Origin of the sequence: Tsuneonella amylolytica (genome assembly GCF_003626915.1) — a bacterium.
Taxonomy (GTDB): Bacteria; Pseudomonadota; Alphaproteobacteria; order Sphingomonadales; family Sphingomonadaceae; genus Tsuneonella; species Tsuneonella amylolytica.
Map to the genome: position 1 here is coordinate 1,665,941 of NZ_CP032570.1, position 20,602 is coordinate 1,686,542.

Genomic DNA, 20,602 nt, shown 5'->3' on the forward strand with positions numbered 1-20,602 from the left:
CTTGCGGATGCCGGCCTCTCGTGTGCGACCACGAAGGTTGAGTTAGATCAGTAACCCGCGCTGCCTGCTTCCTGCTGGCTGACGGGTAGAATCTTGACCTCGACCCGGCGGTTGCGCGCCTCGTTGACGTTGTCGCCGGTCTGCACCGCGAGGTTGGTCTCGCCGAAGCCCATCCAGCGGATGCGGCTGGAGGCCACGCCGCGGCCGATCAGGTAGTTCGCCACGGCCTGCGCGCGCTGTTCCGACAGGCGCTGGTTGGACGAGGACGAACCGACGGTATCGGTATAGCCGTACACGTCGACCAGGCTGTTCGGGTACTGCTGCAGGCTCGACGCGACGCGGTCGAGCAGGCTCTGGAAGCCCGAATTGATCTGGTAGCTGCCGGTGGCGAACGTCACGCCGTCGGGCAGGTTGACGAGGATCGCCTGGCCGCCGTCGACTTCGCTCACGTCGACGCCCGAACCGGCCGTGCTGGTCCGCAGTTCACGGATCTGCTGATCCATACGATAGCCGACGTAGCCGCCGAGCGCGCCGCCGGCCACGGCACCCGCGATGCGCGCGGTGCGGCCGCCGATCAGGCCGCCAAGCAACGCGCCTGCGGCCGTGCCGCCGATGCCGCCAATCGCCGTGCGCGAAATCTTGCGCTCGCCGGTGTTGGGATCGGTCACGCACGCCGACACGGCGACGAGCGACAGGCAAGCGAAGCCCGCTGTGATCTTGCGAGAAAATTGCATGTGGGAAACCCCTCTTTCGGTTGTGTTCCAGGCACTCCGGCCCACCAGTCCCGGCAGTGCCTCGTTGCCATGAACGACGCACCGCGCTCGCCGTTCCCGCTGGCGCGCAGGCGCAGATGTGCTAGCGACCGGGGCGTGACACCGTTTCCATGGCCCGACCTGCTGATCATCGGCGGGCTCATCCTGCTCAACGGCGTGTTCGCGGCGAGCGAGCTCGCGATCGTTTCCGCCAAGACGGGGCGCCTGCGCGGCGCAGCCGAAAGGGGCAGCGCGGCGGCGAAGACCGCGATGGCGCTGGCGGCCGACCCGGGCAAGTTCCTCTCGACCGTGCAGATCGGCATCACCCTCGTCGGGATCGTTGCGGGTGCGTACTCGGGCTCCAGCCTCGGCGGGCCGGTGGGCGAACGGCTGGTCGTCCTCGGGCTCGATCCGAAATACGGTCCGGTCGCGGGGTTCACGCTGGTCATCGCACTGACCACGTACGCCAGCGTCGTGATCGGCGAGCTCGTGCCCAAGCAGGTGGCGCTGCGGGCGGCGGTGCCGATCGCGCTGATCGCGGCGCGGCCGATGGCGCTGCTTTCGAAGCTTGCCGCGCCCGTGGTCTGGCTGCTCGATTCGTCCTCCTCGCTACTCATCCGTCTGCTCGGCATCCGGCCCGGCGGTCAGGGATCGGTCACGGCCGAGGAGCTGCGGATGATCTTCACCGAAGCGACCCATTCGGGGGTGATCGAACACGGGCAGAGCGAGATTCTCGCCGGCGTCGTCCGCCTCGCCGACAGGCCGGTGCGCGAACTCATGACGCCGCGCACGGAGATCGACTGGCTCGACCTCCATGCGCCCGAGGTCGAACTGCGCAAGCGCATCGACGCCAGTCCGCATTCGCTGCTGCCGGTGGCCGAAGGGTCGCCCGACAAGGTGTTGGGCGTGGTCAAGGTCCGCGAGGTGCTCGGCCAGCTGCTGGCGGGTCAGGCGGTGGACCTTGCCGGATTGATGAAGAAGCCCGAGGTCATTCCCGACCAGCTCGACGCGATGGACGCGCTGCGCACGCTGCAGCAGGCCGAAGTCGCGATGGCGATGGTGCACGACGAATACGGGCACCTGGACGGAATCGTGACGCCGGTGGACCTGCTGACCGCGATCGTCGGCAACTTTGCGTCCGACAGCGATCTCGGCGAAGCGCCGACCATTGCGGAACAGGACGACGGCACGATGCTGGTGTCGGGCGGTCTGCCGGCGGACCAGATGGCCGACCGTCTCGCCATCGACCTGCCAGAGGACCGCGAGTTCGCGACCGTGGCGGGCTATGTCCTGTGGATGCTGAAAAAGCTGCCCGAGCCCGGCGAGACTTTCGAGGACCAGGGCTGGCGCTTCCAGGTCAGCGAGATGGACGGCCGCAAGATTGTGCGGCTGGTCGCCACCCCGCTGTGATCGCGGCCCCGCCGGGGCGGGGCACGCGAACGGTTATCCCGGGATGACCGCCGAAGCAGCCTGCCCGTCGCCTTCCGGCGCGGCGATGATGTCGCGGGTCACGCGGCCCTTGGCCACGGTGTTGGTCTGCGGATCGCCGACCGCGGTGCGGATGCCCGGATCGGCGCTGCCGGCGCGTTCCAGCGCGCTGGTTTCCACCGCGCTGCGCGCTGCCGGGCCACCGAAGAGCACGTCGAGCGCCTGCTCGGCCGCGGTGCCTTCGGTCGGGCGCGGTGCGCCGGGGGCGGGCGGCTGCAGGTTGAAGTCGGGCGGCACGACCAGCGGCGCCTGACGCTGCACCGCGAATTCGTCGGGACGCTCGCGGTTGAGGATGCCGCCGCTGCCGCATGCGGCCAGCGTGGTGCACGAAAGGGCGACGAGTACGATCTTGCGCATGGTTGTCTAGCTCTCCACGACCGTATCGGCCGGTTGTTCGGGGGCCTTTTCGCGCACGAAGAGCGATCGGGCAAGGATGATGAGGACGCCGATGGTGATGGCGGCATCGGCGACATTGAATATCAGGAACGGACGGAACTCGCCGAAATGCAGGTCGAGGAAGTCGACCACGTAGCCGTGTTCGTAGCGGTCCTTGATGTTGCCGAGCGCCCCGCCGAGGATGAAGGCCAGCGGCACGATGTCGGCAAGCTTCCTCTCGCGCACCATCCACACGGTGACGACCGCCGCAATGAACCCGGTCACCCCCACCAGGATCCAGCGCATCGTTTGCGATTCGGCGGTGAACATGCCCAGCGACACGCCGTAGTTGTGGGTCAGCGTGAACTGGAAGAACGGCAGCAGGTAATGCGATTGGCCGAGGCCGAGCCGCAACGTGTCGAGGATGTAGCTCTTGCTGATCTGATCGACGGCGAACAGCACAACCGCGATGGCGAGCCCGACAAGACGATTGCGGACGAGCGGGTTCATGCCGGCATACCTTCCACCACGTCCGCGCACCGCGCGCACAGGTCGCCGTCCTCGGCGACTTCGGGCAGCAGTCGCCAGCAGCGGCCGCACTTGTGGTCGGTGGTGCGCGTCACGGTCACGCCGTCGCCTTCGCCCCGGTGCACTGTCGCGGTGATGAACAGTTCGGCGAGGTCATCGTCGGAGAAACCGTCGGGCACCGCGTTGGCGGGCACGGTCACTTCGGCTTCGAGGCTGGAGCGCACGACCTTCTCGCGGCGCAGCGGCTCGACCGCTTCGGTCACCCGTTCACGCAAGTCGCGCATCGCGCTCCACCGGGCGGTATCCGCACTGGCGGCTGGCAGTTCTGGCCATTCGAGCAGGTGCACGCTCCCGCCGCCCGGATAGCGTGTGCCCCACACTTCCTCGGCGGTGAACACCAGCACCGGCGCCGCCCAGCGGACGAGCGCGTGGAACAGCGTGTCGAACACGGTCCGCACGGCGCGGCGGCGGGTGCTGCCGGGGGCGTCGCAGTAAAGCGAATCCTTGCGGATATCGAAATAGAACGCCGACAGGTCCTCGTTGCAGAAATCGATAAGCGTGCGGACGTAGGTGTTGAAGTCGTATTCGTCGGTTGCCCGGCGCAGCGCGGCGTCGACCTGCGAAAGTTGATCAAGTACGTACTGCTCGAGTTCGGGCATCTCGCCGACCGGGAGCGTCTCGGTTTCGTCGAACCCTTCGAGCGCGCCGAGCAAGTATCTGAAGGTATTGCGAAGTTTGCGATACTGGTCGGCGACGCCCTTCAAAATCTCGTCGCCGATGCGGTGGTCCTCGGTGAAGTCGACCGACAGCGCCCACAGGCGGATGATGTCCGCGCCGTAGGTTTCCATGACCTTCAGCGGATCGACCGTGTTGCCGAGGCTCTTGGACATCTTCATGCCCTTGGCATCCATCGTGAAGCCGTGGGTGAGCAACTGGTCGAACGGCGCGCGGCCGCGGGTTCCGCAGCTTTCGAGCAGGCTCGCCTGGAACCAGCCGCGGTGCTGGTCGGACCCTTCGACGTAGATGTCGGCGGGCCAGGTGAGGTCGGGCCAGCGGCCGCTGTCCAGCACATAGGCGTGGCTCGATCCCGAATCGAACCACACGTCGAGGATGTCGGACACCGCTTCCCACTCGTCGTGGTTGTAGGCCTCGCCGAGGAAGCGGTGCGCGGTGTCGGGCGTCCAGGCGTCGATACCCTCGGCGCGGACGGCTTCGACGATGGCCGCGTTGACCGCTTCGTCGACGAGGTATTCGCCGCTCTTGCGGCTGACGAACAGCGTCATCGGCACGCCCCAGGCGCGCTGGCGGCTGAGCACCCAGTCGGGGCGACCGGAGACCATGCTGCCGAGGCGGTTGCGGCCCTTTTCGGGGATGAAGCGCACGCGCTCGATCTCGGCCATGGCGATTTCGCGGAGCGTAAGCCCCTCCCCTTCAGGGGAGGGGTTGGGGTGGGGGCTGTCAGGCGCGGCCAGGCCTTCCTGACCGGCCCCTCCCCCGGCCCCTCCCCTGAAGGCGAGCGGCCTATCCATCGGCACGAACCACTGCGGGGTGCAGCGGAAGATTACCTTGGCTTTCGAGCGCCACGAGTGCGGGTAGCTGTGCTTGTAATCCGCGCTCGCCGCCAGCAGCGCGCCCGCTTCGCGCAAGTCCGAACAGATTGGTCCGTCGGGGGCGTTGAACTTGGGGTTGATCACCGAACCCTGCCCGCCGAGCCAGCCCCAGTCCGCGCGGTACTTGCCGTCGCCCTCGACCGCGAACTTCGGGGTCAGGCCGTGCGCCTTGCACAGCTCGAAATCGTCCTCGCCGTGATCGGGCGCCATGTGGACGAGCCCGGTGCCGGTATCGGTGGTGACGAACTCGCCCGGCAGGAACGGCCGCGGCTCGGCGAAGAACCCGCCGAGGTGGTACATGGGGTGGCGGGCGACGGTGCCGGCGAGGTCGGAGCCTTTGCCGCGCCAGAAGGGCTTGATGACTAGCCCAACGCCGCTTTGGCCTTCACGCGCCAGTTGTTGCTCGAACCGGTTCTTGAACTCCTCAAGAAGAGGTTCGGCAATCAGGTACTTTCGACCAGCTAGCGCAGCACGCAGATCATCGGGGTAGGCGGGATGGGGCTCGTTGATCGAACTCCACGCGGTGTGAACGATCGAGAGAATTTCTAGACCGACATACTCAACCTCCGGCCCATAAGCGATCGCCTGGTTCACCGGGATCGTCCACGGCGTGGTCGTCCAGATCACCGCGTGCGCGCCGACCAGTTCGGGGATCGGGCTCTCCACGATCTCGAACGCCACGTCGATCTGCGTCGAGACCACGTCCTCGTACTCGACCTCGGCCTCGGCCAGCGCGGTCTTTTCGACCGGGGACCACATCACCGGCTTGGCGCCGCGATAGAGCTGGCCGCTCTCCGCGAACTTGAGCAGTTCGGCGACGATCGTCGCCTCGCTCTCGGGCTGCATGGTGAGGTAAGGGTGGTCCCAGTCGGCCATCACGCCGAGCCGCTTCAGCTGCCCGCGCTGCACGTCGACCCAGTGCTGCGCGTAGGCGCGGCACTCGGCGCGGAATTCCAGCAGCGGGACCTCGTCCTTGTCGCGCTTGGCCTTGCGGTACTGTTCCTCGACCTTCCATTCGATCGGCAGCCCGTGGCAGTCCCACCCGGGCACATAGGGCGCATCCTTGCCGAGCAGATTCTGCGTGCGGCAGACCATGTCCTTGATCGTATGGTTGAGCGCGTGGCCGATGTGCATGTCGCCGTTCGCGTAGGGCGGGCCGTCGTGATACATGAACTTGGGCCGGCCGCGGCGCGCATCGCGCAGGCGCTCGTAGAGCTTCTCGTCCTCCCAGCGCGCAGCGATGCCCGGCTCCTTCTGCGGCAGGCCGGCCTTCATGGGAAAGTCGGTCTTCGGCAGGAAGACGGTGTCGCGCCAATCTCGTTGGCTGTCGCGTTGGGGAGTGTCATCGCTCATGGCGGCATGGCCGCTAGCCGAAGGCGGCCCGCTAGGAAAGGTTTTCGCGCCTTGCTACCGCTGGCCCGCCCGCCGGGCCTTCATCGCCGCCTCGCCCGCGTCCTGTTCGGCGCGGCTGCGGTTGTCGACGCGGGGGTAGAGCGACGGGCCGAGGTTCCACAGGTCGTCCACCCAGATGAGCCCGTTGAAGCTCGCCGGAATCTCGCCGAACTGTTCGGGCAGGGTGAGACCTGCCGGGTCGCCATCGACCTCGCCGGCGGTGGCGGAAGGGCCGACCATGATCACCCGGCCGCCGCCGTCCTTCATCCGCTGGAGCAGGCGGTTCGGCCACCCGGCGAGCGATCCTTGCGCGTCGATCGGGATCATCATCGTGCCGCCCTTGCATTCGTCCGGCAGCACGCCGGTCCAGCCCGACTTGCGGTACGCATCGCGGCAGGTGCGCGCGCTGGCGGCGCTGAACACCCAGGCTTGCGGGAGGAGCGCGCGCATGCGGGCGATCACGCCGTCACGCGCCTCGTCGGCGGCATAGAACGCATCGCCCGCTGCGACCGGATCGCGGCCGATCGCCTTCAGCTTCGCGACCAGCCGGTCGGCGGCGGCGGCGTCGCTGCCCTTTGCGAACGTGAACAGCAGCGCCTTGGGTTTCGCCACCTGTGCGATCTGGGACAGCGTGGGCGCCGCGCCGAAGCTGTCGGTGCAGCGGGCGGGGGCGATGGTGCCGTCCGGCGCGACCTCGATCGCGATCATGCTCGCGCCCAGCTGCCGCGCGGTGGCGATCGCGGCCAGGCTGTTGTCGGGGAGCACGGGATAGCGTGCGGCGCCGGGTGCGGGTGTGCAGGTGCCGATCGGCTCCCCCGCGGCGCGGTGCGCGACAAGGCCGGGCTTGCCCACCGGCTCGGGCGCGAGCCAGCTCGCGTTGAGGAACGTCCAGCCGAAGAACAGCACCGCGAAGGCGAACAGTGCGCGCCGGAGCCACTTACCCATCGAGCAGCCGCCGTGCCTCGTCGCAGTCGCGCGCCATCTGCGCCTGCAGGGCTTCGAGCGAATCGAACTTCGCCTCCGGGCGCAGGAAATGATGGAACGCGACCTCGATCTCCTGCCCGTAGAGATCGCCGGAGAAATCGAAGAAGTAGGGCTCGAGCAGTTCCTTGGGCGGATCGAAAGTCGGGCGCACGCCGATGTTCGCCGCGCCCATGAGCTCCTGCCCTGTTGCGAGCACCCGCCCGGTCACCGCGTAGATGCCGTAGCGCGGGCGCAGGTATCCCTCGAGCGGCAGGTTGGCGGTCGGATAGCCGATGGTCCGCCCGACCTTGTCGCCGTGCTGGACCACGCCGCGGATCGCGAAGGGGCGGGTGAGCAGCCGGGCGGCTGTCTCGCAGTCGCCCTGCCGCAACGCCTCGCGGATGCGGCTGGAGGATACCGGCGCGCCGCCCTCCATCACCGGGGGCACGGTGCGGGTCTCGATCCCTACTTGCGCCCCGAGGTCCCGCAACACGTCGAGGTTGCCGCCGCGATCCTTGCCGAAGGTGAAATCCTCGCCGGTGACGACGCCCGCCACGCCCAGCCGGTCGTGCAGCAGGTGGCGCACGAAGCCGTCGGCGGTCGTGCCGGCGAGATCGCGGTCGAAGTGGAACACCATCATCGCCGTCGCCCCGGCGGCGAGGTAGAGTTCCTGCCGCTGTTCGAGGGTGGTGAGCCGGAACGGCGGGGCATCGGGCCGGAACAGGCGCACGGGATGCGGGTCGAACGTGGCGACGATGCTCGGACGGCCGCCTTCGCGCGCCCAGCGGATCGCCTCGCCCGCGACCGCCTGGTGGCCGAGATGGAACCCGTCGAAATTGCCGAGCGCGATCACCGCGCCGCGCAAGCTGTCGGGCATCCGCTCGCGATGGTCGAGCCAGCGCATCAGGGTTGCTCCCCCGGCCGTTCGAGCGTGACGAAGCTGTAGGCGGGCGTCGCGCCGTCCGCCGCATGATCCTCGCGCGCGACCTCGCGCCAGTCGTCGCCGAACGCGGGCACACGGGTGTCGCCGTCGTAATCGCCGCGGACCTCGGTCAGTTCGATGCGCGTGACGGCGGGCAGCAGCAGGCGGTAGATCTCGGCGCCGCCGATCACCGAGACGTCGCCGTCCCCCGCCATCGCCAGCGCCTCGTCCGCCGCGTGGGCGACCTCGGCCCCGTCGGCCTGCCATTCGCGGCTGCGCGTGAGGACGATGTGGCGGCGTCCCGGCAGCGGCGCGGGGAAACTCTCGAAGGTCTTGCGGCCCATGATCATCGGCTTGCCCAGCGTGAGCGCCTTGAACCGCTTGAGGTCGGCGGAAATCCGCCACGGCAGCGCCCCGTCGCGGCCGATCGTCCCGTTGTCCGCCCGCGCGAGGATGGCGACTATCTGCCGTGCCATATTCGCGTCACGTGCCCCATCTTGCGTCCTTCGCGCGCGTCGGACTTGCCGTAGAGATGGAGGTGCGCGGCGGGATCGGACAGGACCGCGTGCGCGCCCGACACGTCGCCGATGATGTTGTCCATCGTCACCCGGCCCGCGGTCGTCGCGGTGTTGCCCAGCGGCAGGCCGGCGACCGCGCGGATGTGGTTCTCGAACTGGCTCGTCGCCGCGCCCTCGATCGTCCAGTGGCCCGAATTGTGGACCCGCGGAGCCATTTCGTTGAACACCGGGCCGGCGGCGGTCGCGAAGAATTCGCAGGTCAGCACCCCGACGTAGCCTAGCGCGTGGGCGACCTTCTCGGCCAGCGCGCGCGCCGGGCCGACCTGCGCCGCCACCGCATCGCACGGCGGCCAGAGCGATTGCGAGAGGATGCCGTCTTCGTGGCGGTTCTCGGTCGAATCCCAGAACCGCACCTCGCCATCGGCACCGCGCACGAGGATGACCGAGAATTCGGCCGCATAGTCGACCCAGCCTTCGTACACGCACGGCGCCTGCGGCAGGCGGATCGCCTCGACGTCGCGCGGCCCGGCGAGCCGCCACTGGCCCTTCCCGTCGTAGCCGTCGCGCGCGGTCTTGAGCACGCCGGGGGTGCCGATGCGGGCGATCGCGCGGGCGAGGTCGTCGGCCGAATCGACCGGGGCGAAGGGCGCGGGTCGGCCGCCGAGGTCTTCCACGAAGCGTTTTTCGCGCAGGCGGTCCTGCGCGGTTTCCAGCGCTCGGACCGACGGCGCGATGGCGTCGCCCAGGAACTGCAGCGGGCCGGTGGGCACGTTCTCCCACTCGAAGGTGATCGCATCGCAGGCGTCGGCGAAGCGGCCGATGGCGAGCGGGTCGGTCAGCGGGGCGACGGTCGTCTCGGCGGCGACTTCGGCGGCGACGCTGTCGCGCTCGGGCGTCAGGATGTGGCAGCGATAGCCGAGCTGCGCGGCGGACATCGCCAGCATCCTGCCGAGCTGGCCGCCGCCCAGGATGCCGATGGTGCTGCCCGGCTTCAGCGATTGTGCCTGCCGCATCAGTTCTCAGGCACCTCGCCCACCGCATCGGTGCGCGCGGCGCGCCAGTCCTGCAACCGCTGCGACAGGCCTGCGTCCGACAGCGCGAGGATCGCCGCGGCGAGCAGGCCCGCATTCGTCGCGCCGGGCTCTCCGATCGCCAGCGTCCCGGTGGGAATGCCGGCGGGCATCTGCACGATCGACAGCAGGCTATCCATGCCCGAAAGCGCCTTCGACTGAACCGGAACGCCCAGCACCGGCAGGTGGGTGAGCGCGGCGATCATGCCGGGCAGGTGCGCCGCTCCGCCCGCCCCCGCGATGACGACCTGGAACCCCTCGCCCGCCGCGCCCTTACCGAACGCGTGCAGGCGGTCGGGCGTGCGGTGGGCCGAGACGATCCGCGCCTCACAGGCGATGCCCAGCTCGTCCAGCACTTCGGCGGCGCGCTTCATCGTGGGCCAATCGGACTGGCTGCCCATGACGATGGCGACCTTCGCGGGCCCGCTTGCCTGACCGGATGCCATCTCAGGTGTCCTTGAGGTAGCGCCGTTCGCCCGGCGTCATGTCGTCGGTAAAGTCGTACACGATCGGCTGGCCGGTCGGGATCTCGAGGTCGGTGATGTCCGCGTCGGAAATCGCCGACAGGTGCTTGACCAGCGCGCGCAGCGAATTGCCGTGCGCCGAGACGATCACCGTCTCGCCCTTCGCGAGCTCGGGCAGGATCGCGCCTTCCCAGTAGGGCAGTACGCGTTCGATGGTCAGCTTCAGGCTTTCCGCGCCCGGCACGGCGATCCCGGCATAGCGCGGATCGGCGGCGAGATCGTATTCGCTGCCCGCCTCCATCGCGGGCGGCGGCACGTCGAAGCTGCGGCGCCAGATGTGCACCTGCTCGTCGCCGTGGCGGTCGCGGGTCTCCTGCTTGTCGAGGCCGGTGAGCCCGCCGTAGTGCCGCTCGTTGAGGCGCCAGTCCTTCGTTTCGGGGATCCACAGCCGCCCGCATCCCTCCAGCGCCAGGTGCAGCGTCTTGATCGCGCGGGTCTGCATCGAGGTGAAGGCGACCGTCGGCAGCACGCCCTTGTCGGCCAGCAGGCGGCCCGCCGCCTCGGCCTCGGCCACGCCTTTTTCCGTGAGGTCGACGTCCCACCAGCCGGTGAAGCGGTTTTCCAGGTTCCACTGGCTCTGGCCGTGGCGGACTAGGATCAGGGTCGGCAAGGCGTCGCTCCGGATGGCGTCTCGGGAGCGCTCGCCCCTAGCGTTCGCCGGTTTCTTTGGGAAGGCCGGGCGTGGCCGGATTGCCCGCATTCATCGCCCGCGCCTGCGCCTTGCGGCGGCGCAGGTTCTCGCGCAGTTTCGCGGCCAGGCGCTCCTCGCGCGTCGTCTTGTCGGTCCCGCCGGTCATGGCGCACGCCATTGCTACGGCGCGCAATGCTTGACAAGGTCGGGCCGCACGCTAGAGCGCGCCCGCTCCCCGGTGCGGCCATGCCGGCGGGGATGCATCCGATGGTTTCGCTGCTGTAGCTCAGTGGTAGAGCACACCCTTGGTAAGGGTGAGGCCGAGAGTTCAATCCTCTCCAGCAGCACCATCCCTCCCCGCCTCCCGCTCGGTTCCTTGTCGGCCTACCGCTTCGCTGCTTGAGGCCGCGGAGACTATCCGAGCGTTCCGAATCGGCTTGCAAGCCAGCACCGTGTTAGCCACATAAGGCACCATGGACGTGCAGGGGCAAGCCGCCGAACTCGGAGATCGTACCGTCGATGACGACGATGCCGCGCTGACGCAGCTCGCGCCGGCGCACGTCAATCTGCTCCGCACGCAGGCCGCGCTGGCGGCCGCGCCGCTGGTGGTCGGCTCGCTTGTGCTCGAAACGGCCGACCTGCTGCCAACCGGCATGTTCGTGGTGCCGGTCCTGCTTGCCGCGCTGTTCCTCGTCCTGCGCGTTCCCCTTCGGCGCCATGCAGCGCGCGGCTACCGGATGGGCGGCGACCGGCTGCGCGTTGTACGCGGCCTCCTGTTCCGCAGCGATACCGTCGTGCCGTTCGGCCGGGTCCAGCACATCGACGTGACGCAGGGTCCGCTGGAACGCATGTTCGGGCTTTCGACGCTGGTCGTGCACACCGCCGGCACCCACAATGCCAGCGTCTCGCTCCCCGGCCTCGCCGCGGCCGATGCCGCCGCGATGCGCGAGGCGATCCGCGCGCACATTCGGCGCGACACGGTGTGACCGGCGACCTGCCGTGACGGACGAGTCTGCCGCAGGGCCGAAGCGCACCGCTCCGCTCGGGATCTTCGTGTCGGCGCTGTCGGACATCCGCAAGGCGATCCTGCCCGCAGTGGCCGGCGCCTACGGCATCCGCAGCGAATTCGCAGGCGTGGGGTTCATTGCCGCCATCGCGATCCTCGCGGTCGCGTTCGGCGTGATCGGCGGCGCTGTGCGCTGGTTGCGCACGACCTACACGGTGGGGGCGGAAGACATTCGGGTGGAGACCGGGCTTCTCGCCCGCGCGGCGCGCTCGGTACCTTACGACCGGATCCAGGATGTCAGCATGGAGCAGCCGCTGCTGGCCCGCGCGCTGGGGCTGGCGCAAGTCCGCTTCGAAACCGGCGCGGGCGGCAAGGACGAGATCGCGCTGGCCTGGCTGCCGCTCGCCGAGAGCGCGGCGCTGCGCGAACTGGTGCGCGAGCGCAAGGACGACGAGGCGGCCGACGCTCCATCAGAAGCAACCGCGGCGACCGCCCCTGCAGCGACCGATGCCGCCATCACGCGCGAGCCGGAGGGCGAGATCCTGTTCGCCATGCCCCCGCGGCGGCTGGCGACGTTCGGCCTGTTCGAATTCTCGCTTGCCGCCTTCGCGGTCGCGCTCGGCGCGGCGCAGCAGTTCGACGATTTCCTGCCCTTCGACGTGTGGGACTGGGAAGGCTGGCAGGCGCGGTTCGACGGCGGCACCCACTGGCTCGCCGCGCTCGGACCGTTTGCGCAGGCCGCGGCGATCTCGCTCGCGCTGCTGGTGCTGGTCGTGGTCGGTTTCCTGACCGGGTTGCTGCGCACCATTGCGCGGGACTGGGATTTCGCGCTGCGCCGCACCGCCAAGGGGTTCCGCCGCACGCGGGGGCTCTTCACGAAAAGCGACGTGGTCATGCCCGCGCACCGGGTCCAGGCAATCGAGGTGCGGACCCGCCTGCTGCGCCGCCTATTCGGCTGGTACGACATGAAGTTCGTCAGCCTGGCGCAGGATTCGGGCGGGGCTAGCCATGTCGTCGCGCCCTTCGCGAAGCTGGACGAGATCGAGCCCATCGCGCGGGCCGCCGGATTCGCGCTGCCGACCGCCGAAATCGACTGGCATCGTGCGGCCCCGCGCGCCTTCGTCGACCGCTGGGCGCTGGGGTCGATCCTGCCGGTCGCCGCAGCGGTGGCGGTCCTGTTCTCGAAGGTGCCGGCGCTCGCGGTGCTGCCGCTGCTCGCGCTGCCGGTGATCGCCGCGCGCCAGTATTTCCGCTGGCGGCGGGCGCGCCATGCGCTGGACGGGCGGCAGGTCTATACCCGCCACGGCTGGCTCGTGCCCAGCATCGACGTCGCCAGCCGGGTGCGCCTGCAGTCGGTCGAGATCGCGCAGGGACCGCTCGCGCGGCGCGGCGGCTACGCCACGCTGCACCTCGGGCTGGCGGGCGGCACCCTGGCGTTCGACGCGGTTCCGCTGGCGGAGGCGCGCCGCATCCGCGCCGCCGTGCTCGACAGCATCGCCGGCGTCGATTTCGCGGAGGCGATGGCGGCGCGCTGACCGCGCATCGGCCTCCCGTCAGGACGGGGTGCCCGCCAGCAGGTCGGACCATTCGGGATGGCGGCGGAACTGCGCCTCGACGTAGCTGCACTGCGGGACGATCTTGAAGCCCTCCTTCTTCGCGTCGGCCACCAATGCGTCGACCAGTGCGGCCGCGACGCCACGCCCACCGATCTCGGGCGGGACCAGCGTATGGTCGGCGATCCGCGCCTCGCCGCGGGCCTTCCATGTCAACCGGCCTACCGCATCGGTTCCGGGCAGCGTGGCGCGGTATTCGCCGCTCGCCGCGTCGCCGGTGCTGGTAATTTCTAGTCCTTCGGTGGCCATGCCTATCTCCTTCTTCCCGGCGAACGCGCCGGCAGCTAGGGGCGTTCCGTCATGCAGTTCCTCTCCGACAACGTCGCCGCCGTGCATCCCGCCGTCTGGGACGCCATGCGCGCCGCCGACGATGCGCAGCCGCCCTACGACGGGGATGCCATGTCGCAGGGCCTCGACGCGCGGTTCACCGAGCTGTTCGGGCGCGAGGCGGCGGTGTTGTGGGTCGCGACCGGCACCGCGGCGAACTGCCTTGCGCTCGCCACCCTGTGCCCGCCCCACGGCGGGGTCGTGTGCCACCGCGAGGCGCATATCGAGGTCGACGAGGGCGGCGCGCCCGGGTTCTACCTCCACGGGGCCAAGCTGCTGCTGGCCGAAGGCGAAGGCGCGAAGCTGACGCCTGCGGCGGTGCGCGCGGTCGTCGATCCCATCCGCGACGACGTGCACCAGGTCCAGCCCCACGCGCTCAGCGTCACCCAGGCGAGCGAATACGGCCGCGCCTATCGCCCCGCCGAACTGGTGGCGCTGGGCGAGACGGCCCGGGCCAGGGGACTGGGCTTCCACGTCGACGGCGCGCGCTTCGCCAATGCGGCCGCGTTCCTCGGCTGCTCGCCGGCCGAAGCGGCGGGGCCGTGCGATGCGCTGAGCTTCGGTTTCGTGAAGAACGGCGGCCTCACCGCCGAAGCGATCGTATTTTTCCGCCCCGACCTTGCCGACGTGGCGCGTTATCGCCGCAAGCGGGCGGGGCACCTGCAATCGAAGGGCCGGTTCCTCGCCGCGCAGATCGCCGCCATGCTGGACGGCGACATCTGGCTCGCCAACGCGCGCCATGCCAACGCCGCCGCGGCCGAGATCGGCCAGGCGTGCGGCGAGCGGCTGATGCACCCGGTCGAGGCGAACGAGCTGTTCGTGCGCCTGACCGGGGCCGAGCGCGAGACGCTGCGCGGGCAAGGCTTCGGCTTCTACGACTGGGGCAGCGACGCCGCGCGCTTCGTGACCGCCTGGAACACGCGCGAAGCGGACGCGAAGGCGCTCGCACAGGCGATCGCCGGGCTGTGACGGGCGCGCCCGCGCACGCGCTGCTGCGGCCGCGCATCGCGATCCCGTTCGTCGTCACCGCGCTCATCTGGGGATCGACCTGGTACGTCATTCGCGGGCAGATCGCCGGCGTCGACCGGCACTGGGCGGTGGTTTACCGCTTCGCGCTCGCCGCCCCGGCGATGTTCGCGCTGGCCATCCTGATGGGCAAGTCGCTGGCCATGCCGGGCCGCGCGCACCGGCTCGCGATGGTCATGGGGCTGTTCCAGTTCTGCCTCAACTTCACCTTCGTCTATGCCGCGGAAGAGCACCTCACCTCGGGCATCGTGGCCCTCATCATCGGCATGATGTTCGTCTCGAACGCGCTGTTCGCCCGCGCGCTGCTGGGGCAGGCGGTCACCCCGCGCTTCATGTTCGGCAGCGCGATCGCGCTGTGCGGGATAGGCCTGCTGCTGGCGAACGAGGCGCGCGAGGCTCCGCTCGAAGGCAACGTCGCGCTCGGCGCCGCGCTGGCGCTGGCGGGGATGTTGTCGGCATCGCTGTCGAACGTGCTGCAGGCGGGACCGGCGGGGCGCGACGTGCCGCTGGTCAGCCTGCTCGCATGGGCGATCCTCTACGGGGTCGGCATCGATGCCGCGGTGGCGTTCGCGCTGGCGGGGTCGCCGCAGCTGCCCGCATCGGGCTGGTTCTGGGCAGGCACGGCGTGGCTCGCGCTGGCCGGCACGGTCACCACGTTCCCGCTCTACTACCAGCTCGTGCGCGAGATCGGCGCGGGGCGGGCGGCGTACAACGGCGTGCTGGTGATCGTGGTGGCGATGGCAATCTCGACCGTGCTGGAGGGGTATCGCTGGTCCGCCCTGGCGGTCGGCGGCGCGCTGCTGGCGACCGCGGGCATGGTCGTCGCGCTGCGCGCCCGGCAGGTGGCGGCTGCGCCTAACCCCGCTCCGCCATCAGAATAGCGGCCAGCCCCTCGCGGTAGCTCGGATAGCGCGGCGCCCAGCCGAGAACCCGCTTCGCCTTGCCGTTCGAGACCCGGCGGTTTTCCGCATAGAATCCGCGCGCCATCGGGCTGAGGCCGGCCTCGTCCATCGTTTGCAGCGGCGGGGGCGATACGCCGAGGAGCCGGCACGCCTCCTCGGTCACTGCGTTGCCGCTCGCGGGCAGGTCGTCGGCAAGGTTGTAGGCACCGGCCGGCGCATCGAGCGCGGCGACGACGCCCGCCGCGATGTCGGCCACGTGGACCCGGCTGAATACCTGGCCCGGCATGTCGATCAGGTGCGCCTTGCCCTCGCGCACCCGGTCGAGCGCGCTGCGGCCGGGGCCGTAGATGCCGGGGAGGCGGAACACCCGCGCCCCCCGATCCAGCCATGCCGCATCGGCCTCCGCCCGCGCCGAGCGCCGCCCGCCGCCGGTCGGCGAGCTTTCGTCCACCCACGCCCCGCCCGCGTCGCCGTAGACCCCGGTGGAGGACAGGTAGCCGAGCCAGCGGTGGCCTATTTCGTCGCCGTAGGACGCCAGCACCGGGTCGGCCCCCTCCTGCGGCGGGACCGACGACAGCACGTGATCCGCCCGGCCCAGCGCCGCGCGCACCCCGTCCCGATCGGCGAAATCTACCGTGCCGTCGCGCCCCGTCGCCTCCACCGTCCAGCCGTCCGGCAATGCCGCGACGATCGCCTTTGCACTGTAACCGAGCCCGAAGATGAACATATGCGCCATGTCGTGCGTTTAGCGTCTCGACAGGCTCACGATAAGGTTCGAACGGATAATCATGGATATCGCCCGCACACCCTCCACCCCCGACGGCAACCCCGAGATGGCCGACGCGCCGCCGATGCCCAAAGAACCGCCTGTAATCCGGCGCGAGGACTACACGCCGTTCCCCTGGCTCGTGCCCGTCACGCGGCTGGAGTTCGAACTCGGGATCGAGAGCACGCGGGTCACCTGCACGCTGGCGATCGAACCCAACCCCGCGGTCGATGGAGCCGACGTCCTGCGCCTCAATGGCGACGGGCTGGAGCCGGTCTCGGTCGAGATCGACGGCGAAGGCGCGAGCGACTGGCGGATGGAAGATGGCGATCTCGTGATCCCGCTCGCCCACGAACGACACGAGGTCACTGTCGTGACCCGGATCGCGCCGGCCGAGAACAGCCAGCTCATGGGCCTCTACGCCTCGAACGGGATGCTCTGCACCCAGTGCGAGGCCGAGGGCTTCCGCCGCATCGCCTTCTTCCCCGACCGGCCCGACGTGCTCAGCACCTATACCGTGCGGATGGCGGGCCCGAAGGACCAGTTCCCCGTGCTGCTGTCGAACGGCAACCGGGTCGCGACCGGCGAGGGCGAGGACGGAACCCATTGGGCCGAATGGCACGATCCCTGGTCCAAGCCGAGCTACCTCTTCGCGCTGGTGGCGGGCGATCTCGTCGCGCGCACCGACAGCTTCACCACCATGAACGGCCGCGCGGTCGAACTGAACATCTACGTGCGCGAAGGCGACCTGCCGCGCACGCAGCACGCGATGGAATCGCTCAAGAAGTCGATGAGATGGGACGAGGAGACGTTCGGGCGCGAATACGACCTCGACCTGTTCAACATCGTCGCGGTGGGCGACTTCAACATGGGGGCGATGGAGAACAAGGGCCTCAACGTCTTCAACACCAAGTACGTCCTCGCCGATCCGGAAACCGCCACCGACGGCGACTACGACGGGATCGAGGGCGTGATCGCGCACGAATACTTCCACAACTGGTCGGGCAACCGCGTGACCTGCCGCGATTGGTTCCAGCTCAGCCTGAAGGAAGGCTTCACGGTGCTGCGCGACCAGCTCTTCAGCCAGGACATGCAGGGTGAGGCGGTCAAGCGGATCGAGGACGTGCGCCTGCTCCGCAGCATCCAGTTTCCCGAGGATTCGGGCCCGCTGGCGCATCCCATCCGCCCCGACAGCTTCCGCGAGATCTCGAACTTCTACACCTCGACCATCTACAACAAGGGCGCCGAGGTCATCCGCATGATGCGCACGATGGCGGGGCCGCAAGCCTTCCGGCAGGGCACCGACCTCTATTTCGAGCGCCACGACGGCGAGGCGGCGACCTGCGAGGATTTCGTGAAGGCGATGGAGGACGGGGCGGGGCTCGACCTTGCGCAGTTCCGCCGCTGGTACAGCCAGGCCGGCACACCGAAGGTCGAGGTCGCGCTGGCGCACGACGGCGATACGGCGACACTGACGCTCGGGCAGGAAATCCCCGCGACCCCCGGCCAGCTCGCCAAGCTGCCGATGCCGATCCCGCTGAAGCTCGCGCTGTTTGACCGCGCGACCGGCAAGCACCGCGGCGAACAGCTCGTCGTGCTCGACGGCGCCGACAAGACGATCGCGTTCGACGGGTTCGCCGATGCGCCGGTGCTGTCCATCAATCGCGGCTTCTCGGCCCCCGTGTCGATCGAGCGCGCGGTGTCCGCGGACGATCTCGTGTTCCTCGCCGCGCACGATGACGACGCCTTCGCCCGGTACGAGGCGATGCAGGAACTGATCGTCGGGCATCTGGTCGCCGAAGTCGGCGGCGGGCTGTCCGATACGGACCGCGATGCCGGGCGCGCGGCGATCGGCGGGGCGCTCGAGGCTATCCTCGCCGACGAGGGCCTCGACGACCAGATGCGCGGCGAGCTTATGATGCTGCCGAGCCAGACCTACATCGCCGAACAGCTGCTGGTCTCGGACCCCGGGCGCATCCACGCCGCGCGCGAGGCGCTGAAGGCATGGCTAGGCGTGCGGCTGGAGGATGCGCTCGCGGCGCTCCACGAGCGGGCGAGCAAGCTGTCTGACGGCATGACCGCCGAGGCCCGCGGTGCGCGCAAGGTGAAGACGCAGGCACTCGTCTACCTTGCCGCGGGCAGCCCCGAACGGGCCGCGAAGATGGCCGCGGCGCAATACGACGCCGCGACGACGATGACCGACCGGCAGGGCGCGCTGATGGTGCTGTGTGGGCTCGACGGAATCGAGCGGACGAACAAGCTGATCGATTTCTACAACCGCTACCGGAACAACGCGCTGGTGATCGACAAGTGGTTCAGCCTGCAAGCCGCCTCGCTCCACCCCGCCGCGATCGAACACGTGAAGGCGCTGGCGAAGCATCCCGACTTCTCGCTGCGCAACCCCAACCGGGTGCGCAGCCTGTACATGGCGTTCGCCGGCAACCCGCACGCATTCCACGACGCGAGCGGCGAGGGCTACCGTATCATCGCCGACCTCATACTCGCGCTCGACCCGCTCAATGCGCAGACCGCCGCGCGCTTCGTGCCGCCGCTCGGGCGCTGGCGGCGGGTGGAGCCGGGCCGCGCGGCGATGATGCGAAGCGAGCTGGAACGGATCGCCGCGACCGGGGGCCTGTCGCGCGATACCTTCGAACAGGTGAGCCGCTCGCTTGGCTGACCTCATCGAAGCGCGGGCGCTGGCGGGTCTGCCGCACGGCTTTTCGGACCAGGACGGGCTCACCGCCGCCAACCGCCCGCTGCCGGGTCCGCTGGTGACGGTGCGGCAGGTCCATTCGCCCGATGTCGCGACGATCACCGGCCCGTGGGACGACGGCGCCGCGCCGCCGGCTGCCGATGCGCTGGTCACCGAGGTGCCCGGCCTCTTGCTCGGCATCGTCACCGCCGACTGCGCGCCCGTTCTCCTCGCCGATCGCGAAGCCGGCGTCGTCGGTGCGGCGCACGCGGGCTGGCGCGGCGCGGCGGGCGGGGTGATCGGCAACACGGTCGCCGCGATGATCGCGCTGGGCGCCCGGGCCGAACGGATCGCGGCCGCCATCGGACCGTGCATCGCGCAGGCTTCGTACGAAGTGGGCGCGGACATGCACGATGCGTTTCCATCCGGGGCGGAACGGTTCTTCGCCCCGGGAAGCGCCGGCCACTGGCAGTTCGACCTGGCCGGCTTCGTCGCCTGGCGGCTTGCCGAATCGGGCGTGGGCATCGTCGAGGTCGCGGAACGCGACACCTACGCCGAGGAAGGCACCTTCCGGTCCTATCGCCGGGCGACCCATCGGGGCGAACCGACCGGCGGGCGGCAGATCTCGGTGATCGGGATCGCCTGACGCAAAGGTGCGGAGCCGGGGGCGCCAGAGCGGTCGGAATTGCGCCACAATGGCGGTTGGCAAGGTGGCAACTTGCGTTTATGCGCGCCGCAAACCGGCACTGGGGGCGGGCGCGTGCCCATCCTGCGAGTGAACCGCGAAACAGGGGCATTGCAGCTTCGGATCGTGGCCGGTCGGCAAGTATCTATCCGCTCGTTTCGTCGCGGGCGCTCAATCGTTAGGGCAAGGCACCACCGATGGCTGACACCACTGGCACCGCGAACCCCGACGCCATCCCCGGGACCGTTGCGGTCGAGGGCGAAGGCGGCGGAGACCATGTTCGCCGGCGCGACTTCCTGAACATCGCGGCGGTCGCCGCGGCGGGCACCGGCGGCGTGATCGTCCTCCTTCCGCTCATCAGCCAGATGGCCCCCAGCGCCGACGTGCTCGCGGAAAGCAGCACCGAGGTCGACGTCTCGGCGATCCAGCCGGGCCAGGCGATCAAGGCGATCTTCCGCAAGCAGCCGCTGTTCGTGCGCCGCCTGACGCCGCAGGAAATCCAGATGGCCGACGCCGTTCCGCTGGGCGATCTGCGCGACCCGCAGACGCTGGAAGAGCGGACCAAGGAAGGCCATACCGACATGCTCATCACGATGGGCGTGTGCACGCACCTTGGCTGCGTCCCGCTGGGCGCCGCCGAAGGCGAGCCGCGCGGCGAGTTCGGCGGCTATTTCTGCCCGTGCCACGGTTCGCACTACGACACCGCCGCGCGCATCCGCAAAGGTCCGGCGCCCACGAACCTCGAGGTTCCGGACTACGAATTCATCAGCGACACCGTCGTCAAGGTCGGCTGAGGCGAGAGAGAGCACCCA

The 20,602-nt window shown here is 69.5% G+C and carries 21 protein-coding genes and 1 tRNA gene; 9 read left to right on the forward strand and 13 right to left on the reverse strand.

Translation table 11 applies throughout. The features are described from left to right. Positions 1 to 47: 47 nt before the first annotated feature. Positions 48 to 734, reverse strand: coding sequence for a YiaD family glycine zipper/OmpA-like lipoprotein (locus tag D4766_RS08185; RefSeq protein ID WP_120717015.1), 687 nt, complete (start codon positions 732 to 734; stop codon positions 48 to 50). Between the two features lie 135 nt (positions 735 to 869). On the opposite strand from D4766_RS08185, the gene D4766_RS08190 reads away from it, so the two are divergent. Beyond that, on the forward strand, positions 870 to 2,162 hold the full coding sequence (locus tag D4766_RS08190) for a hemolysin family protein (protein WP_120718136.1): 1,293 nt from the start codon (positions 870 to 872) through the stop codon (positions 2,160 to 2,162). Between the two features lie 33 nt (positions 2,163 to 2,195). On the opposite strand, the gene D4766_RS08195 is transcribed toward D4766_RS08190, so the two are convergent. The 10 genes from D4766_RS08195 to D4766_RS13825 are packed head-to-tail and all read right to left on the reverse strand — an operon-like array spanning position 2,196 to position 10,939. Then, positions 2,196 to 2,597, reverse strand: coding sequence for a DUF3035 domain-containing protein (locus D4766_RS08195; RefSeq protein ID WP_120717016.1), 402 nt, complete (start codon positions 2,595 to 2,597; stop codon positions 2,196 to 2,198). 6 nt (positions 2,598 to 2,603) lie between these two features. After that, positions 2,604 to 3,125 (reverse strand): signal peptidase II, encoded by a 522-nt coding sequence (gene lspA / locus D4766_RS08200; protein WP_120717017.1) that lies wholly within the window; start codon positions 3,123 to 3,125, stop codon positions 2,604 to 2,606. Beyond that, positions 3,122 to 6,106 (reverse strand): isoleucine--tRNA ligase, encoded by a 2,985-nt coding sequence (ileS, locus tag D4766_RS08205; protein ID WP_120717018.1) that lies wholly within the window; start codon positions 6,104 to 6,106, stop codon positions 3,122 to 3,124. The genes lspA and ileS overlap by 4 nt, the downstream gene beginning before the upstream one ends. A 54-nt stretch (positions 6,107 to 6,160) precedes the next feature. Next, a complete protein-coding gene (locus D4766_RS08210) occupies positions 6,161 to 7,090 on the reverse strand; it encodes a PI-PLC domain-containing protein (protein ID WP_120717019.1) in 930 nt (309 codons plus the stop codon). Next, positions 7,083 to 8,012, reverse strand: coding sequence for a bifunctional riboflavin kinase/FAD synthetase (locus D4766_RS08215; protein WP_120717020.1), 930 nt, complete (start codon positions 8,010 to 8,012; stop codon positions 7,083 to 7,085). The genes D4766_RS08210 and D4766_RS08215 overlap by 8 nt, the downstream gene beginning before the upstream one ends. Then, on the reverse strand, positions 8,012 to 8,506 hold the full coding sequence (locus D4766_RS08220) for a dihydrofolate reductase (RefSeq protein ID WP_120717021.1): 495 nt from the start codon (positions 8,504 to 8,506) through the stop codon (positions 8,012 to 8,014). The genes D4766_RS08215 and D4766_RS08220 overlap by 1 nt, the downstream gene beginning before the upstream one ends. Next, positions 8,491 to 9,561 carry a 5-(carboxyamino)imidazole ribonucleotide synthase gene (locus tag D4766_RS08225; RefSeq protein WP_120717022.1) on the reverse strand — a complete coding sequence of 357 codons (1,071 nt, stop codon included), beginning with the start codon at positions 9,559 to 9,561 and terminating at the stop codon, positions 8,491 to 8,493. Before D4766_RS08225 ends, D4766_RS08220 begins: the two co-directional genes overlap by 16 nt. Further along, positions 9,561 to 10,064 carry a 5-(carboxyamino)imidazole ribonucleotide mutase gene (gene purE / locus D4766_RS08230; RefSeq protein ID WP_120717023.1) on the reverse strand — a complete coding sequence of 168 codons (504 nt, stop codon included), beginning with the start codon at positions 10,062 to 10,064 and terminating at the stop codon, positions 9,561 to 9,563. Before purE ends, D4766_RS08225 begins: the two co-directional genes overlap by 1 nt. A gap of 1 nt (position 10,065) precedes the next feature. Beyond that, on the reverse strand, positions 10,066 to 10,752 hold the full coding sequence (gene gpmA / locus D4766_RS08235) for a 2,3-diphosphoglycerate-dependent phosphoglycerate mutase (RefSeq protein ID WP_120717024.1): 687 nt from the start codon (positions 10,750 to 10,752) through the stop codon (positions 10,066 to 10,068). Between the two features lie 37 nt (positions 10,753 to 10,789). Further along, positions 10,790 to 10,939, reverse strand: a complete 150-nt coding sequence (locus D4766_RS13825; protein ID WP_162935593.1) for a hypothetical protein — start codon at positions 10,937 to 10,939, stop codon at positions 10,790 to 10,792. 109 nt (positions 10,940 to 11,048) lie between these two features. Here D4766_RS13825 and D4766_RS08240 point away from each other — a divergent pair. The 3 genes from D4766_RS08240 to D4766_RS08250 all read left to right on the forward strand — a co-directional run bounded on the left by D4766_RS08240 (position 11,049) and on the right by D4766_RS08250 (position 13,314). Then, positions 11,049 to 11,123: transfer RNA gene (locus D4766_RS08240), tRNA-Thr, on the forward strand. A 129-nt stretch (positions 11,124 to 11,252) separates the two neighbouring features. Then, positions 11,253 to 11,759: a PH domain-containing protein gene (locus D4766_RS08245; RefSeq protein WP_234024747.1), complete on the forward strand. Its 507-nt coding sequence runs from the start codon at positions 11,253 to 11,255 to the stop codon at positions 11,757 to 11,759. A gap of 13 nt (positions 11,760 to 11,772) precedes the next feature. Beyond that, a complete protein-coding gene (locus D4766_RS08250; RefSeq protein ID WP_234024748.1) occupies positions 11,773 to 13,314 on the forward strand; it encodes a PH domain-containing protein in 1,542 nt (513 codons plus the stop codon). Between the two features lie 18 nt (positions 13,315 to 13,332). Here the strand turns inward: D4766_RS08250 and D4766_RS08255 are convergent, their stop codons facing one another. Then, positions 13,333 to 13,641: a GNAT family N-acetyltransferase gene (locus D4766_RS08255; RefSeq protein ID WP_120717027.1), complete on the reverse strand. Its 309-nt coding sequence runs from the start codon at positions 13,639 to 13,641 to the stop codon at positions 13,333 to 13,335. A 51-nt stretch (positions 13,642 to 13,692) separates the two neighbouring features. Between D4766_RS08255 and D4766_RS08260 the strand changes: the two genes are divergently transcribed. Then, on the forward strand, positions 13,693 to 14,688 hold the full coding sequence (locus D4766_RS08260) for a threonine aldolase family protein (RefSeq protein WP_120717028.1): 996 nt from the start codon (positions 13,693 to 13,695) through the stop codon (positions 14,686 to 14,688). Then, on the forward strand, positions 14,685 to 15,626 hold the full coding sequence (locus D4766_RS08265; RefSeq protein WP_234024749.1) for a DMT family transporter: 942 nt from the start codon (positions 14,685 to 14,687) through the stop codon (positions 15,624 to 15,626). The genes D4766_RS08260 and D4766_RS08265 overlap by 4 nt, the downstream gene beginning before the upstream one ends. Here D4766_RS08265 and D4766_RS08270 read toward each other — a convergent pair. Further along, the gene (locus D4766_RS08270) at positions 15,601 to 16,383 is read right to left on the reverse strand and encodes a Rossmann-fold NAD(P)-binding domain-containing protein (protein ID WP_120717029.1); all 783 of its coding nucleotides are present in this window, start codon (positions 16,381 to 16,383) and stop codon (positions 15,601 to 15,603) included. The genes D4766_RS08265 and D4766_RS08270 overlap by 26 nt on opposite strands. 52 nt (positions 16,384 to 16,435) lie before the next feature. On the opposite strand from D4766_RS08270, the gene pepN reads away from it, so the two are divergent. The 3 genes from pepN (at position 16,436) to petA (ending at position 20,584) form a co-directional block, all read left to right on the forward strand. Next, on the forward strand, positions 16,436 to 19,090 hold the full coding sequence (gene pepN / locus D4766_RS08275; RefSeq protein ID WP_120717030.1) for an aminopeptidase N: 2,655 nt from the start codon (positions 16,436 to 16,438) through the stop codon (positions 19,088 to 19,090). Further along, positions 19,083 to 19,751, forward strand: a complete 669-nt coding sequence (gene pgeF, locus D4766_RS08280) for a peptidoglycan editing factor PgeF (protein WP_120717031.1) — start codon at positions 19,083 to 19,085, stop codon at positions 19,749 to 19,751. The genes pepN and pgeF overlap by 8 nt, the downstream gene beginning before the upstream one ends. 236 nt (positions 19,752 to 19,987) lie before the next feature. Further along, entirely contained in the window at positions 19,988 to 20,584 is a 597-nt protein-coding gene (gene petA, locus D4766_RS08285; RefSeq protein WP_120717032.1) for a ubiquinol-cytochrome c reductase iron-sulfur subunit, read from the forward strand. The last annotated feature ends 18 nt before the right edge of the window (positions 20,585 to 20,602 follow it).